General features: G+C 68.8%; 14 protein-coding genes. 13 read left to right on the top strand and 1 reads right to left on the bottom strand.

Annotated elements, in window-relative coordinates; genetic code table 11:
- Window positions 1-237: 237 nt before the first annotated feature.
- On the bottom strand, window positions 238-1935 hold the full coding sequence (locus MAA8898_RS19935; protein WP_094022785.1) for a peptide ABC transporter substrate-binding protein: 1698 nt from the start codon (window positions 1933-1935) through the stop codon (window positions 238-240).
- 245 nt (window positions 1936-2180) lie between these two features.
- Between MAA8898_RS19935 and MAA8898_RS19930 the strand changes: the two genes are divergently transcribed.
- The 13 genes from MAA8898_RS19930 (at window position 2181) to MAA8898_RS19870 (ending at window position 15999) form a co-directional block, all read left to right on the top strand.
- Entirely contained in the window at window positions 2181-4022 is a 1842-nt protein-coding gene (locus MAA8898_RS19930; RefSeq protein ID WP_094022784.1) for an ABC transporter ATP-binding protein, read from the top strand.
- Between the two features lie 12 nt (window positions 4023-4034).
- Window positions 4035-4424 (top strand): hypothetical protein, encoded by a 390-nt coding sequence (locus tag MAA8898_RS19925; protein WP_094022783.1) that lies wholly within the window; start codon window positions 4035-4037, stop codon window positions 4422-4424.
- On the top strand, window positions 4387-4764 hold the full coding sequence (locus MAA8898_RS19920; RefSeq protein WP_094022782.1) for a hypothetical protein: 378 nt from the start codon (window positions 4387-4389) through the stop codon (window positions 4762-4764). The genes MAA8898_RS19925 and MAA8898_RS19920 overlap by 38 nt, the downstream gene beginning before the upstream one ends.
- A 39-nt stretch (window positions 4765-4803) precedes the next feature.
- Window positions 4804-5964, top strand: coding sequence for an acetylornithine deacetylase (argE, locus tag MAA8898_RS19915; RefSeq protein ID WP_094022781.1), 1161 nt, complete (start codon window positions 4804-4806; stop codon window positions 5962-5964).
- Between the two features lie 187 nt (window positions 5965-6151).
- Window positions 6152-7495, top strand: coding sequence for an NAD(P)/FAD-dependent oxidoreductase (locus tag MAA8898_RS19910; RefSeq protein WP_094022780.1), 1344 nt, complete (start codon window positions 6152-6154; stop codon window positions 7493-7495).
- Between the two features lie 59 nt (window positions 7496-7554).
- The gene (locus MAA8898_RS19905; protein WP_094022779.1) at window positions 7555-8721 is read left to right on the top strand and encodes a M20 aminoacylase family protein; all 1167 of its coding nucleotides are present in this window, start codon (window positions 7555-7557) and stop codon (window positions 8719-8721) included.
- A 129-nt stretch (window positions 8722-8850) separates the two neighbouring features.
- Window positions 8851-10017, top strand: coding sequence for a M20 aminoacylase family protein (locus MAA8898_RS19900; protein ID WP_094022795.1), 1167 nt, complete (start codon window positions 8851-8853; stop codon window positions 10015-10017).
- Window positions 10018-10195: 178 nt separating this feature from the next.
- The gene (gene aroE, locus MAA8898_RS19895) at window positions 10196-11071 is read left to right on the top strand and encodes a shikimate dehydrogenase (RefSeq protein WP_094022778.1); all 876 of its coding nucleotides are present in this window, start codon (window positions 10196-10198) and stop codon (window positions 11069-11071) included.
- Window positions 11068-11751, top strand: a complete 684-nt coding sequence (locus MAA8898_RS19890; RefSeq protein ID WP_094022777.1) for a hypothetical protein — start codon at window positions 11068-11070, stop codon at window positions 11749-11751. Before aroE ends, MAA8898_RS19890 begins: the two co-directional genes overlap by 4 nt.
- A gap of 109 nt (window positions 11752-11860) precedes the next feature.
- Entirely contained in the window at window positions 11861-12874 is a 1014-nt protein-coding gene (locus tag MAA8898_RS19885) for an ABC transporter substrate-binding protein (protein ID WP_176445243.1), read from the top strand.
- Between the two features lie 55 nt (window positions 12875-12929).
- Complete coding sequence (locus tag MAA8898_RS19880) at window positions 12930-13736, top strand: ABC transporter ATP-binding protein (RefSeq protein WP_094022775.1); 807 nt, start codon at window positions 12930-12932, stop codon at window positions 13734-13736.
- On the top strand, window positions 13733-14758 hold the full coding sequence (locus MAA8898_RS19875) for an ABC transporter permease (RefSeq protein ID WP_094022774.1): 1026 nt from the start codon (window positions 13733-13735) through the stop codon (window positions 14756-14758). Before MAA8898_RS19880 ends, MAA8898_RS19875 begins: the two co-directional genes overlap by 4 nt.
- Complete coding sequence (locus MAA8898_RS19870) at window positions 14758-15999, top strand: FAD-dependent oxidoreductase (RefSeq protein WP_141194897.1); 1242 nt, start codon at window positions 14758-14760, stop codon at window positions 15997-15999. The genes MAA8898_RS19875 and MAA8898_RS19870 overlap by 1 nt, the downstream gene beginning before the upstream one ends.
- Window position 16000 lies beyond the last annotated feature (1 nt).

Here is a 16000-nt window from a genome sequence, read left to right as displayed (position 1 = left end):
GGGCAGGGGCAGGGGGAACCGCGCCCTGCGGGCGGCGGGGGGGGGGTGCAAGAAGAAAGAAAAGGAGAAACTGAATGACAGGAGGGGCGGGATCGGGAGGATAGGGCGGGGGGGCGGGAAAGGAGGGATCGGGCGCCGGGGGGGAGGGGGGGGGGGAAAGGCAGGGGGGGGGCGCCCCCCCCCCCGCCGGGTTGGCGGGGGGCGGGCATCACCCCGCCGCCACGCGCATGTGCCGTATCAGTCGATCCGGTACCAGTCGGCGACGTTCCACAGCTCGCTGTCCCAGACGTTCAGGACAACGCCGCCCAGCGTGTTGGAATGCGCCGAAAGACGACCGCGGTGCACCAGCGGGATCATGGCGCCGTTCTCGATCGCCATCGCGCTCAGTTCGCGGCCGATGCGCTGGCGTTCCGCCATGTCGGCGGTGGCGCTCAGCTCGGCGTGCAGCGCGTCGTATTCCGGCATGCAGAAGCGCGAGATGTTCTCGCCCTGCCACTGGGTTTCCGGACGCGGAGCCTTGTCGCACAGGCCGTTGCCCAGGTAGGCCTGCGGGTCGGTGCCGTTGAAGGTGTTGGCGTACATCTCGACGTCGGCATAGAACTTCTGGAAGGTGTCGGGCGAACCCGCGTCACCGCCGAAGAACACCGAAGCGTCGATCGAGCGCAGTTCGACCTTCATGCCGATCTGTTCCCACCAATCCTTGATCAGCGCCTGGAAGTCCTGGCGGACGGCGTTGACCGAGGTCTGGTAGACGATCGACAGCGGCACGCCGTCCTTTTCACGCACGCCGTCGCCGTCGGTGTCGACGATGCCGGCGGCATCCAGCATCGCCTTGGCGCCTTCCAGGTCCTGCACGTCGCAGCCTTCGAAGGTCGAGGCAAAGGCCTCGGGCGCGGGCACCCAGGAGCAGCCGACCTTGCCGGCCTGGCCGTAGCCGATTTCAACCAGCAGCGGACGGTCGATCGCCATCGACATGGCCTTGTAGACCGCCGGATCCTGCAGGAAGGGGTGCGGACGGATCACGGACCGCTCGTCCGGGCCGAGGTTCGGATCGGGGTTGGTGTGGTTCAGCATGATCCGCTCGAGCAGCGGGCCGAAGCCTGCCACCGGGACACCCTTGCCGCCGGCTTCCATCTTGGCGATGACGTCGGGTGCCAGCTGAAGGTTCCAGGCGTAGTCGAATTCGCCGGTCTCCATGACCGCGGTGCCCGCCGCCGCCGCGTCGCCGCCGCCCTTGAAGGTCACGGTGGCAAAGGCCGGCTTGGCCGGGTCGCGGTAGTTGTCGTTGGCCTTCATGGTGATCACGTCGTTCGGCTTGAACTCGGTGACGACAAAGGGGCCGGTGCCGATCGGATTGAAGTTCTGCTCGGTGCAGGTCGAGGCCGCGGCGCCGAGGCAGTTCTCGAACTGCGCCTTCTGGAGGATCGGGCTCTCGCCGCCGACGAAGGGACCGTAGGGGTTCGGCGTCGGGCTGGCGAAGGTGACGACAACGGTGGTGTCGTCCGGGGTGTCGACCGAGGCCACGCCTTCGAACTTGGTCAGCTGCGCGCAGCCGCCTTCGGGATGGGTGCAGTATTCATAGGTGAACTTCACGTCTGCCGAGGTGAACGGCGAACCATCGGACCACAGCAGGCCGGGGGTGAGTTTCCAGGTGATCGAGGTCAGATCCTCGGACACGCCGCCATTGGCCACGGTCGGGATCTCATCCACCAGCCAGGGCACCAGGTCGCCCTTTTCGTTGTAGCGGGCCAGCGGCTCGATGATCATCGAGGACGCTTCGACGTCCTTGGTGCCGCCCGACAGGAACGGGTTCAGGATCGAGGGGGCCTGCCAGTAGATGATCTTTACATCGCCGTCCGAGGCGCGCTCGGCGAAAGCTGCCGGCGCCAGGGCGGCCAAGGCAACTGCCCCAAGCATCAGGGACTTGAGTTTCATGAGTTCACTCCATGTTGGTCGAAACCGGCTGAGTCCGGTTCCATGTTTGTGGCGGGGAGGGTCGGACAGTCGGCACCGGAGTGCAAGCACTTCGCGCCGAAAAAATCCCCCTGACCCCACTCCGTCCCCATCGAAAGCAGAACATGCGCAAATTGCAAGCGTTGCCTGAGGTAAAAGCATTCGCCCCCTTTACATGCAGGCGTCGCAAACCCTAGCCTTCGGCTTCAGACAGCGGGGAGCGCGACATGCTGGACACTGCACCGGAGCCGACACAGCGGCCGATTGCCCGGATCGAAAAGCTGCGGGTCGAGTTCCAGACCAAGGATGGCCCGGTCCTGGGCGTCGAGGACGTGAGTTTCGACATCGGCCCGGGAGAAACCGTCTGCGTGGTCGGCGAATCGGGTTCGGGCAAATCGGTGTCGTCGCTGTCGCTGATGCGGCTGGTGGAATACGGCGGCGGCGACATCGCCGGCGGCCGCCTGCTGTTCGACCGCAAGGAAGGCGGCCAGGTCGATCTGCGCACGCTCGACCAGAAGCACATGCGCCACATCCGCGGCAACGAGATCGGCATGATCTTCCAGGAGCCGATGACCGCGCTGAACCCGGTCTTTACCGTCGGCAAGCAGCTGACCGAAGGGCTGCGCGTGCACCGCGGCATGAGCCGCAAGCAGGCCGAGGCACGCGCCATCGAACTCTTGCGCGAGGTGCGCATCCCCGAGCCGGAGCGCCGCCTGACGCAGTACCCGCACGAATTGTCGGGCGGCATGCGGCAGCGCGTGGTGATCGCCATGGCCATGGCCTGCAAACCCCGCCTGCTGATCGCCGACGAGCCGACAACCGCGCTGGACGTGACCATCCAGGCCGAGATCCTCGCCCTGATGGACCGGCTCAAGCGCGAGACCGGCACCGCGGTGATGTTCATCACGCACGACATGGCCGTGGTGGCGCAGATGGCCGACCGCGTCGTCGTGATGTTCCGCGGCAACAAGGTCGAGGAGGGGCCGGTCGAGCAGATCTTCGAACGCCCGCAGCATCCCTATACCCGCGCCCTGCTGGCGGCCGTGCCCAAGCTGGGCGAGATGACCGGCAAGGACCTGCCCGAACCGATGAAGCTGGTCGGCCGCACCGACCAGGACCTGCGCCCGATCCCCGGCACGAACAAGCCTCTGCTCACGGTCGAGGGGCTGACCACGCGCTTTCCGGTCAAGGGCGGATTTTTCCGCCGGACAGTGGCCAACGTGCACGCGGTCGAGAACGTGTCCTTTGTCCTGAACAAGGGACAGACGCTGAGCCTGGTGGGCGAATCGGGCTGTGGCAAATCCTCGGCCGGGCGGTCCATCCTGCGTCTGGTGGAGCCGCTGAAAGGCAAGATCGACCTGGCCGGAAAGGACATCATGAGCCTCGGCACCGAGGCCCTGCGCGAGGCGCGGCGCGAGATGCAGATGATCTTTCAGGATCCCTTTGCCTCGCTGAACCCGCAGCTGCAACTGGCCGACCAGGTGGCCGAGCCGATCCACAACTACCGCATCGAGACCGGCAGCGCGGTGATGGACCACGTGGGCCAGCTGTTCGACCGGGTCGAACTGCCGCGCAGCTTCATGCGCCGCTACCCGCACGAGCTGTCGGGCGGCCAGCGCCAGCGCATCGCCATCGCCCGCGCCCTGGCGCTGCGGCCCAGCCTGATCGTCGCGGACGAGGCGGTCAGCGCGCTGGACGTGTCGGTGCAGGCGCAGGTGATCAACCTGATGATGGAACTTCAGGCCGACATGGGGCTGGGCTATCTCTTCATCAGCCATGACATGGCGGTGGTCGAACGGGTCAGCCACCGCGTCGGCGTGATGTACCTGGGCCGGATCGTCGAACTGGGGCCGCGCCGCGCCGTCTTCGAGGACCCGCGCCACCCCTACACGCAGGCGCTGATGAAGGCGGTGCCCATCGCCGACCCGCGCCAGCGCAAGTCCGAAAAGGACCTCAACTTCAAGCCGATCCCCTCGCCGATCCACCCGGTCGGCTACGAGCCGGAACCCTCGCGTTACGACGAGGTCAGCCCCGGCCACTTCGTGCTGACCACCGACAGCGGGTACTGACGGGGCGGCGGCGTGGCGAGCTTGCTGCAGATCTGGCGCTTCGACGGGCCGCGGCCGTCCTCGCCGGACGATCCCTGCCTCGATGGGTCGCCCTGGCTGGAGGGGCTGGTGGAACGGAACCCGGCGGTGCCCTTCGGCCCCCCCGCCGAGTTGCGGGCGGTGTTCGACCGGCATGTGCCCCGCCTCTACTGGAACGCTGAGGGCACCGGCGGATTCGCCCGGCAAGACAAGTTCCAGTTTCATGTCCTGCTGGCATCGGGCATCGACCTCAGCATCAGCCTGGCCATCGACGAATGGCAGCGCACCGCCGAGGTGCTGCGCGCCATCGAGGCCGAACAACCCGACTGGCACGTCACCTGGACCGATGGTCGCTGGCTGCGCGACGTGCCTGACGGCGTCTGACAGGGGGACTGGGCTTTCGCTCGGCGGCCTGCTTGGCCTTGCGCTGCTGGCCGCCTGTGGCACGCCGCACCTGGCGGTGGGCAAGCCGGTGATCGTGCCGGGCGACACCAAACCGCTGCCCTCTGGCGCAGCCTGCGCCTGCTGTTGGCGGTGGCTCGCCGCCCTCTGCGACACCACCGTTCATTTCAACCGCGGCCTGCGCATCCTCGGCCGGATCGACCGTGTCGCCCATGACCCGCAGGTCCGCACCCTGACCGGCCCCAGGACCCTGCGGCGGCGCGTCAACGACGACTGGCCGTCGGACCATTGCCCGGTGGTTGCGGAGCGGGTGTCGCCGTGAGAAGGATGTTTGCACAATCCGAAAGACAGGAGAACGCCCATGCCGGAGCCGCTTTCGCCCCGCGCCCTGCTTGACGCGCTGGTCGGCTTTCCGACCGTCAGCCGGGACAGCAACCTGCCGCTGATCGACTGGGTGCAGGACTACCTGGCCGCCCACGGCATCACCGCCCACCGCCATGTCAAGCCGGACGAGCCGGGCAAGGCCGCGCTGTTTGCCCATGTCGGCCCTCCGGTCGAGGGCGGGGTGATCCTGTCGGGCCATACCGACGTTGTGCCGGTCGACGGCCAGGACTGGACCTGCGATCCCTGGCGCGTGACCGAACGCGACGGTCGCCTGTTTGGCCGCGGCACGACCGACATGAAGGGATTCGACGCTCTGGCGATCTGGGCGCTGGTCGAGGCGCAGCGGCGCGGCGTCTCGCGCCCCTTGCAGATCGCGCTGTCCTACGACGAGGAGATCGGCTGCGCCGGCGCGCCGCCGCTGATCGAGGCGATGCAGGTCCTGCCCAGGGCGGCGGACGTGATCGTGGGCGAGCCGACGATGATGAAGGCGGTGACCGGCCACAAGGGCGGGCTGACCTACTGGATCCACGTGCATGGCTTCGAGGTGCACAGCGCCCTGTTGCACACCGGCGTCAGCGCGATCATGTGGGGCGCCAGGATGATCGACTGGGCCAACCGGATGAATGAGCGCCTCGCTGCCGCCGAGCCGCAGGGCATGGCCGGGCTGTTCGATCCGCCCTACACCAACCTGCACGTCGGCATGATCAAGGGCGGCACCGCGCACAACATCGCCGCCAAGGACTGCGAGTTCGGCTTTGGCTACCGCGTGGTGCCCGGCGAAACCCCGGACCAGTGGCGCCGTGTCACCGAGGAAAAGGTGGCCGAACTGACCGCAGGCATGCAGAAGATCCGCCCCGAGGCCTGGATCGAGATCACCGAACGCTTTTGCCTGCCGCCCTTTGCGCCCGAACCCGACAACACCGCCGAGGCGCTGGTCCGCCGGATCACCGGCGACAACTCCGAGAACTTCGTCAGTTACGGCACCGAGGCCAGCCATTTTCAGGCGGCGGGCTACAAGGCGGTGGTCTGTGGCCCCGGCAGCATCACCGTCGCGCACCAGCCGGACGAATACATCACCGTGGCGCAGTTCGAGGAAGGCCGGCGTTTCATGATGCGGCTGCTGGAGCGGCTGGCGTGATCTGTCGCTGTCGCGCTGGCGGGGCCGGGGCAGGGGGCGCTGCCCCCTCCTGGCCTGGCGGCCAGTTCACCCCCGGGAGTATTTGGACAGAGAAGAAGCACTGGGGCGCTCTTGCAGCGTTTTCTCTTTCCAGAGACGCGCCTGTGCCGCTTTGGCGGGGCGCGCGGGTAGTCGGCAAGGGCTGCCTATGACCTTTCCGTTCACCGACAGCGGGCCTGTCGCCTTTGGCGGCGATCTGCCGGGGCGGGCCGATCTCGTCGTGATCGGCGGTGGGGTGATCGGCGTCTCGACCGCGCTGTTCGCGGCGCGGCAGGGGCTGTCGGTGGCGCTGCTGGAAAAGGGGCGCATCGCGGCCGAGCAGAGCGCGCGCAACTGGGGCTGGATCCGGGTGCAGGGCCGGGACCTCGACGAGGTGCCGATCGCGCTGGAGGCGCAGACGCTGTGGCGGGCGCTGGACGCCGAATGTGGCGGGCGGCTGGGTGTGCGGCAGGTGGGCGTCACCTACCTCGCGCGGTCCGAACGCGATATGGCGGGTTTCGCGGACTGGCTGGCGCAGGCGCAGCCGCTGGGCGTGTCGTCGCAGATGCTGGACCGCGCCGGGATGCGGGCCATGCTGAACGGGCCGGATGCGCCCTGGGTGGGCGCGCTGCACACCCCCACCGACCTGAAGGGCGAGCCCTGGGTGGCCGTGCCGGAACTGGCGCGACTGGCGCAGGCGGCGGGGGCGGCGATCCGCGAGCGGTGTGCGGTACGCGGGCTGGACCTGGAGGGTGGAAGGGTCACCGGGGTCATCACCGAGGCGGGCCGGATCCGCTGTGGCGCCGTGGTGCTGGCGGGCGGGGCCTGGTCGTCGATGTTCCTGCGGCGGCACGGGGTCGACACTCCGCAGCTTTCGGTCCGTTCGACCGTGCTGGCCACCGGCCCCTTGCCGCAAGTGGTGGCGACGGCTGCGGTGGACGACAAGCTGGCCTTTCGGCCGCGCGCCGACGGCGGCTATATGCTCGCCCCCGCCGCCTATGCCGAACTGTACCTTGGACCGGACGTGTTGCGGCACCTGAAATACTACCTGCCGCTGGCGCTGTCGGGCGCGTTCGACACGCATTTGCGCGGTCCACAGCCCGCGGGCTGGCCCGATGCCTTTTCGACGCCGCGCAGGTGGTCCGGGGCGGAGGTCAGCCCCTTCGAGCGGATGCGCATTCTCGATCCCGGGCCGAACATGGCCAAGGTGTCGGAGATCACCCGCCGCTTTCACGGGCTCTATCCGCAGGTGGGGCGGATCGCGCGGCAGGCCGCCTGGGGTGGGATGATCGACGTGCTGCCGGACGTGGTGCCGGTGGTGGACCGGGTGCCGCAACTGCCGGGGCTGACGGTGGTCACCGGCATGTGCGGGCACGGTTTCGGCATCGGGCCCGCCTTTGGCCGCATCGCGGTGGACCTGGCCACGGGGGCCGATCCGGGGCATGACCTGACCCGGTTTCGCATCGGGCGCTTTTCCGACGGATCGAAGCTGCGGCGCGGGCCGAACCTCTAGCGCGGCTTGCCGTGCCGCGCCGCGGGTGGCAGGCTGGGCGGGCACAGAGGGAGGCGCCCATGCCCGTCAAGAACCGCATCGCCGAATGGCAGGACGAATTGACCGCCTTCCGCCAGGACCTGCACCGCCACCCCGAGCTGCGATTCGAGGAGCACCGCACCGCTGCGCTGGTGGCGGACCGGCTGCGTGCCATGGGATGCGACGCGGTGCGCGAGGGAGTCGGGCGGACCGGTGTCGTCGCGGTGATCCGCGGGCGCGGCACGTCGCGGCGCGTGGTGGGCTTTCGCGCCGACATGGACGCGCTGCCGATCCTTGAGCAGACCGGCGCGGATCATGCCTCGACCATCGCGGGCAGGATGCATGCCTGCGGTCATGACGGGCACACGACCATGCTGCTGGGCGCGCTGCGCTACCTGGCCGAGACGCGCAATTTCGACGGCACGGTGGTGGCGCTGTTCCAGCCGGCCGAGGAGGGCGGCGGCGGCGCCAAGGCGATGCTGGCCGAGGGGGTGTTCGAGGAATTCGGAGTCGAGGAGGTCTACGCCCTGCACAACTGGCCCGGCGTTCCGCTGGGTGCCTTCCGCACCCGTCCCGGGCCGTTCCTGGCCGCCGCGGACAAGTTCGAGATCACCGTGACCGGCAAGGGCGGGCATGGCGCGATGCCGCACCTGGCGGTGGACTGCAACCTGGCCGCCGCGCAGATCGTCGTGACATTGCAGAGCATCGCGTCACGGGTGATCGACGCGCAGCAGCCCGTGGTGGTGACGGTGGGCGGCATCCGCTCGGGCAGCTTTACCTACAACGTCTTGCCCGACACGGTGTCGATCATCGGCACCGTGCGCACCTACCGCGAGGAGGACCGCCAGACGATCCGGCACCGGCTGTCGCAGATCGCGGCCGCGACCGCGACCGCCCATGGCGCGCAGGCGACCTGCGCCTATTCGGTGGGGGTCGAGGCGCTGGTCAACGCGCCGGACCACGCCGCCTTTGCCGCCGACGTGGCCGAAGGCGTGTCGGGGTCGGTGGTGCGCGATGCGGCCCCCGTCATGGGCAGCGAGGATTTCGGCGACATGCTGGCGGCCCGGCCGGGCGCCTTCCTGTTCCTTGGCAACGGCGAGGACAGCGCCGACCTGCACAACCCGGGGTACGACTTCAACGATGCGCTGATTCCCGTGGGAGCCAGTTTCTTTGCCGAGATGGCGGAGCGGCGGATGCCGGCGGGCTGAGGCGGCGCTGGGGGCTGGAATTTTGACCGCGCGGTAAAGAATTGATCGCGGCGGGAGGACGGCGGGCTTGCACCTGCTCCGGCGCGCTGGCAGTGTCCTGCGATCAAGACATCAAGGGGAGTGCGCAAGATGCCGGTCAAGAACCGCTTTGCAGAATTGCAGGACGAGATCACCGCCTGGCGGCGGGACATTCACGAGAACCCCGAGCTGCTGTTCGACACGCATCGGACCTCGGCGCTGGTGGCCGAAAAGCTGGCCGAATTCGGCTGCGACGAGGTGGTGACCGGGATCGGCCGCACCGGGGTCGTCGGCGTCATCAAGGGGCGCGGCAACGGCTCGGGCAAGGTGATCGGGCTGCGCGCCGACATGGACGCGCTGCCGATCCACGAGCAGACCGGCGTCGGCTATGCGTCCAGGACGCCGGGCGCGATGCACGCTTGCGGCCATGACGGCCATACCGCCATGCTGCTGGGCGCGGCGAAATACCTGTCGGAGACTCGCAACTTCGACGGCACGGTGGTGGTGATCTTCCAGCCCGCCGAAGAGGGCGGCGGCGGCGGCAAGGAGATGTGCGACGACGGCATGATGGACCGCTGGGGCATCCAGGAGGTCTATGGCATGCACAACTGGCCGGGCAAGCCTGTGGGCAGCTTTGCCATCCGCGAGGGCGCCTTCTTTGCCGCCACCGACCAGTTCGAGATCCATCTCGAGGGGCGCGGCGGCCATGCGGCCAAGCCGCACGAGACGGTGGACACCACGGTCATGGCGGCGCAGCTGGTGCTGGCGATGCAGACCATCGCTGCGCGCAACGCCGACCCGGTGGACCAGGTGGTGGTCTCGGTGACCTCGTTCGAGACCTCGTCGAAGGCCTTCAACGTGATCCCGCAGCGGGTGCACATCAAGGGCACCGTGCGCACCCAGTCCAAGGAGATGCGCGCGCTGGCCGAGGCCCGGATCAAGGCGATTGCCGCCGGCGTCGCGGCGACCTTTGGCGGCACGGCCGAGGTCGTCTATCACAAGGGCTACCCGGTGATGGTCAACCACCCCGAGCAGACCGAATTTGCCCGCGACGTGGCGCGCGCGGTGTCGGGCGGGGTCGAGGAGGCGCCGATCGTTATGGGCGGCGAGGATTTTGCCTACATGCTGGAGGAACGGCCCGGGGCCTATATCCTTGTGGGCAACGGCGATACGGCGATGGTGCATCACCCGGAGTACAACTTCAACGACGAGGCGATCCCGGCGGGCTGTTCGTGGTGGGCCGAGATCGTCGAACGGCGGATGCCGCTGGCGTCGTGAGAGTTTGGGGACGGTGGGTGACGCTGTTTCGGCTGCGCCGAAAGGCGCCCCACCCACCGTCCCTTGGCGCCGCGCTTCGGCGACGGCCGGGGTGACGCGGGGGTCTTGGTTGAAATCATTCTCCTTTTCAGTCCCTTGCCTGCGTGTCTAGACTGCGTGGGCAGGACCGGGAGGGCGCATGGTTTCGAGGATTTCCGGCAGGACGCGGGTGATCGGGCTGTTCGGCTCACCCATCGGGCACAGCCGCTCGCCGTTGATGCAGAACACCGTGTTTGCGGCGATGGGTCTCGATTTCGTCTATGTCCCGTTTGATACCGGGGCGCGGGATGCGGCCGAAGTGGTGCAAGCGATGCGGGTTCTGAACCTGAGTGGCGCCAATGTCACCATGCCCTTGAAGCGCGCGATCCTGCCGCATCTCGATCATCTGTCGCCCGCGGCCGACCTGGCCGGTGCGGTGAATGTCATCGTCAACGACGGCGGTGTCCTGACCGGGCACCTGACTGACGGTGAAGGCTTCATGTCGTCGCTGGCCGAGGCGGGGGTGCCCTACGCGGGGCGGCGCATGGTTCTGCTGGGGGCGGGCGGCGCGGGAATGGCCGTGGCGGTGCAGGCGGCGCTGGAGGGCGTGTCGGCGATCACCCTGGTCAACCGGCGCGACGGGTTCTTCGAGGCTGCCGGGGCGATGGTGGCCCGCGTGCGCAACCGCCTGGGCTGCGGCATCACCTTGCAGGATCTCGATGGCCGGGAGGCCCTGGCCGAGGCCATTGGCGCTGCCAATATCCTGGTCAACGCGACGCCGGTGGGGATGCACGGTGCCGAGCCGGGCATGGCGCTGCACGATGCAGGCCTGTTGCGGCCGGGCCTCGTGGTCTGCGACCTGATCTATGTCCCGCGCGAAACGCCGCTGCTGGCTCAGGCGGCGCGGCGCGGCTGTGTCACCGTCTCGGGGCTGGGGATGCAGCTCTACCAGGCGGTGCCCGCGTTCCGGATGTGGACGGGGCAGGAGATGGACGTGGAACTGGCTCGCCGCGTGCTGTTCGAGGGGGCGGAATGACGGGGCGGTACGGCTTCCTTGCGATCTGGTGCGACATGGCCCCCGGGGACCTCGACGATTACCGCGCCTGGCTGACGCAGGAGCACATCGCCGACCGCACCTTTTCCCCCGGTTTCCTGGGTGTCCGGCTGTTCGAAGCGCTGGACGATCCCTGTTCGCATTTCATCCTCTATGCCACCGAGGGGCTGGAGGTGTTGCAAGGTCCCGCCTACAAGGCGATCCTCGATGCGCCGTCCGCCTGGACGCAACGCATCATGCCGCGCTTTGGACCGTTCGACCGGGCGCTGGGCGCGCAGGTGCTGAAGCTGGGCAATGGCTTTGGCGCACACGTGGTGGTTTGGCGGATCGCGGCGGGCCTTCGCCCCGACCTGAACACGCTCGCCGCAGCACTGGCGCCGCATGTCGGCGTGGACGGCGTTGTCAGCCTGCGGCTTTATCGGGTGGACCGGGGCATCACGGACCGGCACAGTGTCGAAAAGACCATGCGCGGCGGGGCAGAGGGGGCGTTCGACTGGCTGCTCTGCGCCGAAGCGCTGTCCGAGGATGCGGCGCGGCGCGCCGAAACCCGGCTGGGGGCCGCTCTGGAGGGCCTATTTCCGGGGCTGCAAGGGGCGGACGCCTCGTGCCGCAGGATGATCTATGGCGAGGCCCCGCATGAGGGGCCGACCACACGCGGGTGACCGCGCAACCAGAGAAGACCGGGCGCAGGCCAATAGAACGGTCCGGACGGGGGCTGCCCGGCCCGCCGGACCATCGCAAGGGAGGAAAGCGATGTTTGGGAACTTGAGGATGGCCATCCGCACGGCCGCGCTGACGGCGGCTGTTGCGCTGGCACCGGGGCTGGCCGCGGCCGAGAGCGTGGCGCCGCTGGACCCGCCGGAAAAGGTGACGGTCGCCTACGTGCCGATCATGAAGTTCGCGGCGATGTATGTCGCCGAACAGCGCGGCCTATTCGACAAAAACGGCCTCGACGTGGAACTGGAGCGGGTGAAGTCGGGCACCGAGGCCATCGCCTTTCTGACCCAGGGCAGCATCGACGTGGGCGGCATCGCCATCGTCACGTCGCTGTGGAGCGGCTGGGACCGCGGGCTGGACATTCGCGTGATCGCCCCCGGCGCGCTGGAGCCGATGGAGAACAGCCCGACCAAGCTGGTGGTGCGCAGCGCGCTGGCCGATGACGGATCGGTCAAGTCGGCGGCGGACCTCAAGGGCAAGCGCGTGGCGGTGGCCGGCGGCCCCGGCAGCGGCGGCGAATACCTGGTGTCCAAGGGCCTCGCGCGCGGCGACCTGACGATCCGCGACGTGGAACTGATGAACGTGTCGAACCCGGACATGGCCACGGCCATCGCCAACGGGTCGGTCGACGCGGCGCTGGTGGGCTCGCCCTACGCCGACGAGATCATCAACGCCGGCACCGGCAAGGTGCTGGAGTCGGACCTGACGCCGGGCCTGATGACGGTGGCCTTTGTCGGCTCGGGCAAGTTCGTCAATGAGCGGCCCGAGGTCGCCGAACGCTTTGTGCTGGCCCTGACCGAGGCGGCGCGCATGATGCAGGGCGACGACTATCTCGCGCCCGAGAACATTGAGGCCTACCTTGTCTACACCAACTCCACCGAGGAGGCGATCCGGTCGGGCAGCCCGCTGGTCTATGACCCGATGATGCAGATCCCGGTGGCCGGGCTGGCGGACATGGAAAAGGTCCAGCGCGAGAATGGCCGGACCGAGTATACCGACCCGCTCGACCTGTCGAACGTGGTGGACTCGCGCTTTGTCGAAAAGGCCATCGCCGACCTCGACGGCTGAGGGCCCCTGCGGCGCGCCCGGACCCATGGGCGCGCCGGTTTTCCGCACATGGAGTATGCCGACCGTGGACACGCGCCTTGCCACGCCGAAGATCCGCGCCCGCCAGGTGCGCAAGGTCTACGACACCGCCAGCGGGCCTTTCGTGGCCGTCGACAGCTTTGACCTCGACGTGGCGGACGGCGAATTCGTCGCCATCGTCGGCCCGTCCGGCTGTGGCAAGTCGACCTTCCTGCGCATGGTCGCGGGGCTGGAGGGCATCTCTTCGGGCAGCATCGAGATCGCCCGCAGCCTGGACGCGGACCGCCCGCTGAACAGCGTGGTGTTCCAGGAATACGCGATCTTTCCGTGGAAGACGGTGATCGAGAACGTGACCTTTGGCCTGCGGATGCGCGGCGTGGCCCCGGCGCTGCGCGAGGAAACCGCGCGCTACTGGCTGGACCGGGTGGGTCTGGCCAGGTTCGCCGATCACTACCCGCACCAGATTTCCGGCGGGATGAAGCAGCGTGTCAGCATCATCCGCGCGCTGGCCAACGATCCCGAGGTGCTGCTGATGGACGAACCGCTGGGTGCGCTCGACGCGCAGACCCGGGTGGTGCTTCAGGAGGAACTGCTGCGCATCTGGGAAGAGACCCGCAAGACGGTGCTCTACATCACCCATTCGCTGGAAGAGGCGGTGCTGCTGGGCGACCGCGTGGTGCTGATGAGCGCGCAGCCGGGCCGCATTCTCGACATCTACCAGATCGACCTGCCGCGCCCGCGCAGCTTCGAGACGACGAACCTGCCGCAATTCTCGGAGTACCGCGCGATGATCTGGGACAAGCTCAGCGCCGAGGTGACGCGCGCGATGGAGATGGAGACATGAGCCCCGATACCCATCGCCGCGCGGTGCTGATGCTGGCGGGCGCGCTGGTGGCGCTGCATGTGACACTTGCCGCGCTGGGCGTCTGGCGCGCCTGGGCCTGGCCCGCCATGACGCTCAGCTTTGTCCTGCTGGTGATGATCTGTGAACGCATCGGCCGCGTGGTCCCGGCGCGGGCACGCGGCGGCTATGAACGCGCGCTGGCGCTGGGCTTTCCGCTGCTGGTGCTGGGGCTGTGGCAGATGGGCGGCCATTTCGGCCTGATCAACCGGCTGTGGTTCCCGCCGCCAAGCGAGATCGCCAAGGCGCTCTGGGACGTGTCGGTGACCTACAACCGCTTTTCCGAGACCAGCCTGCTGGGCCGTCCCTGGCTGATCCCGCAGACCTTCGCCGAAGGCGGGCTGGCCGCTGTGGGCACCCTCTTGGGCGAAAGCCACCTGCTGGCCACGGTCGGCCGGGTGCTGGCGGGATTCGTGCTGGGCGCGGTGCCCGGCATCCTGGTGGGCGTCGTCATGGGGGTGAACCAGACAGTGCGGCTGATGCTGGATACCACGCTGTCGGCGATCTACGTCCTGCCCAAGATCGCGATCTTTCCCATCGTCATGCTGATGTTCGGCGACCCCTTCGGCGAGGGGCCAAAGATCGTCGTGGTGGCGCTGGCGGTCTTCATCCTGATGGCGATCAACACCATGGCCGGGGTCCGGCAGATCGACCCGGTGTACCTGATGGCCGCGCGCAACTACGGCGCGGGGCCCTGGCAGATGCTGCGCCACGTCATCCTGCCGGGCGCGCTGCCGGTGATCTTTGCCGGGCTGCGGATCGCGCTGGGCACGGCGATGATCGTCATCATCTCGGTCGAGTTCCTGCGCGCCAAGCAGGGCGTCGGCTACATGACCTTCTACTACTGGGAGGTGCTGGTGCCGGAAAAGATGTACGCCGGGCTGGTCGTCGTCATGGCGATGGGCGTCACCTTCACCGCGCTCTTGTCCTGGCTGCAACGGCGGCTGATGCCGTGGCAGCGCTGATGGACCGGTATGACGTCGTCGTCGCCGGAGGCGGCAGCGCCGGGGTGGCGGCGGCGGTGGGTGCTGCGGACTGTGGCGCGCGGGTGCTGCTGGTGGAACGCGCGGGTTTCCTCGGCGGGGCGGCGACGCTGGGGCAGGTGCTGGCCTGGTGCGGCTTCTACCCGCAGGTCGCGGGGGCGATGCCCGATCCGGCGGTGGCGGGGGTCGGGCGGCGGGCGCTGGACCACCTTGCGGCCCTTGGGCTGGACGTGGTGCCCTATTTCTCGGCCTCCGGCAACTGGCCGATCCGGCTGAACCCGGAGGCGGTCAAGCTGGCCTTGGACCGGCTGCTGGCCGAGAGCGGCGCAGAGGTGGTGCTGCACAGCGACCTGGCCGGGGTCACGGTGAACGATGGTCGGATCGAAAGCGTGACCCTGCGCGACCCGCGCGGGCTGCGCGAGGTATCGGTATCGGCTTTCGTCGATGCGACGGGGGACGCGGAGCTGGCCTTTCTGGCGGGGGCGACGCCCTGTCCGCTGCACGACGGTCATGTGATCCAGCCCGCCTCGCTGCCGGTGCGGATCGGTGGCGTCGCGCCCGGAGCCTCGCTGGACAAACCCGCGCGCGCCGCCGTGCTGGCGGGGATGGCGCTGCGGCACGGGCGGGCCGAGCTGCGCGCGGACGGTGGCATCCTGACGACCCTGCCGGGCATGGCGGACCTGTGGTGGCTGGCCATCGACGTCGAGACCAATGGCTTGGACGGTGCCGACCTCGCGCAGGCCGAGCGGGACGGGCGCGAACTGGCCTGGGCGGCGGTGGACCGGTTGCGCGCGCTGCCGGGCTACGCGGCGGCGCATGTGTCGGTGACCGGGCCGAAGGTCGGCATCCGCGAGACCCGCCATGCCCGCAGCCTGGCCCCCCTGCGCGAGGACATCCTGCTTGAAGGCAAGCGGCCGGAGGACAGCATCGCGCTGGGCGCCTGGCCGATGGAGATCCTGCACGGGCCGGGACGGGCCGAGTATCGGCGGATCGGCGGCGACGGCCTCTACGGTGTGCCGCTGGGTGCGCTGCGGTCGCACGACCTGGGCAACCTGATGCTGGCGGGGCGCTGTCTGGGGGCCGATCCGGCGGCCTATGCCTCGGCGCGCGTGATGGGCACGGCCTTTGCCACCGGGCAGGCGGCGGGGGTGGCGGCGGCCCTCGGCACGGCCGATGCCGCCGCCGTCCGGCGCGAACTGCTGCGGCAGGGCGCGCTGGTGTGAC

It is taken from the genome of Antarctobacter aquimaris (assembly GCF_900184945.1).
GTDB classification, from domain to species: domain Bacteria; phylum Pseudomonadota; class Alphaproteobacteria; order Rhodobacterales; family Rhodobacteraceae; genus Maliponia; species Maliponia aquimaris.
Note: the sequence above shows the minus strand (reverse complement) of the source record. Positions and strands in the feature narration are given on the sequence as shown.

Coding starts and splice junctions, on each gene's coding strand:
- MAA8898_RS19920 (WP_094022782.1), top strand. CDS start 4,387: ATGGTCGCTGGCTGCGCGACGTGCCTGACGGCGTCTGACAGGGGGACT.
- MAA8898_RS19875 (WP_094022774.1), top strand. CDS start 13,733: ATGAGCCCCGATACCCATCGCCGCGCGGTGCTGATGCTGGCGGGCGCG.
- MAA8898_RS19870 (WP_141194897.1), top strand. CDS start 14,758: ATGGACCGGTATGACGTCGTCGTCGCCGGAGGCGGCAGCGCCGGGGTG.
- MAA8898_RS19885 (WP_176445243.1), top strand. CDS start 11,861: ATGGCCATCCGCACGGCCGCGCTGACGGCGGCTGTTGCGCTGGCACCG.
- aroE (WP_094022778.1), top strand. CDS start 10,196: ATGGTTTCGAGGATTTCCGGCAGGACGCGGGTGATCGGGCTGTTCGGC.
- argE (WP_094022781.1), top strand. CDS start 4,804: ATGCCGGAGCCGCTTTCGCCCCGCGCCCTGCTTGACGCGCTGGTCGGC.
- MAA8898_RS19890 (WP_094022777.1), top strand. CDS start 11,068: ATGACGGGGCGGTACGGCTTCCTTGCGATCTGGTGCGACATGGCCCCC.
- MAA8898_RS19905 (WP_094022779.1), top strand. CDS start 7,555: ATGCCCGTCAAGAACCGCATCGCCGAATGGCAGGACGAATTGACCGCC.
- MAA8898_RS19910 (WP_094022780.1), top strand. CDS start 6,152: ATGACCTTTCCGTTCACCGACAGCGGGCCTGTCGCCTTTGGCGGCGAT.
- MAA8898_RS19935 (WP_094022785.1), bottom strand. CDS start 1,935: ATGAAACTCAAGTCCCTGATGCTTGGGGCAGTTGCCTTGGCCGCCCTG.
- MAA8898_RS19880 (WP_094022775.1), top strand. CDS start 12,930: ATGCCGACCGTGGACACGCGCCTTGCCACGCCGAAGATCCGCGCCCGC.
- MAA8898_RS19930 (WP_094022784.1), top strand. CDS start 2,181: ATGCTGGACACTGCACCGGAGCCGACACAGCGGCCGATTGCCCGGATC.
- MAA8898_RS19900 (WP_094022795.1), top strand. CDS start 8,851: ATGCCGGTCAAGAACCGCTTTGCAGAATTGCAGGACGAGATCACCGCC.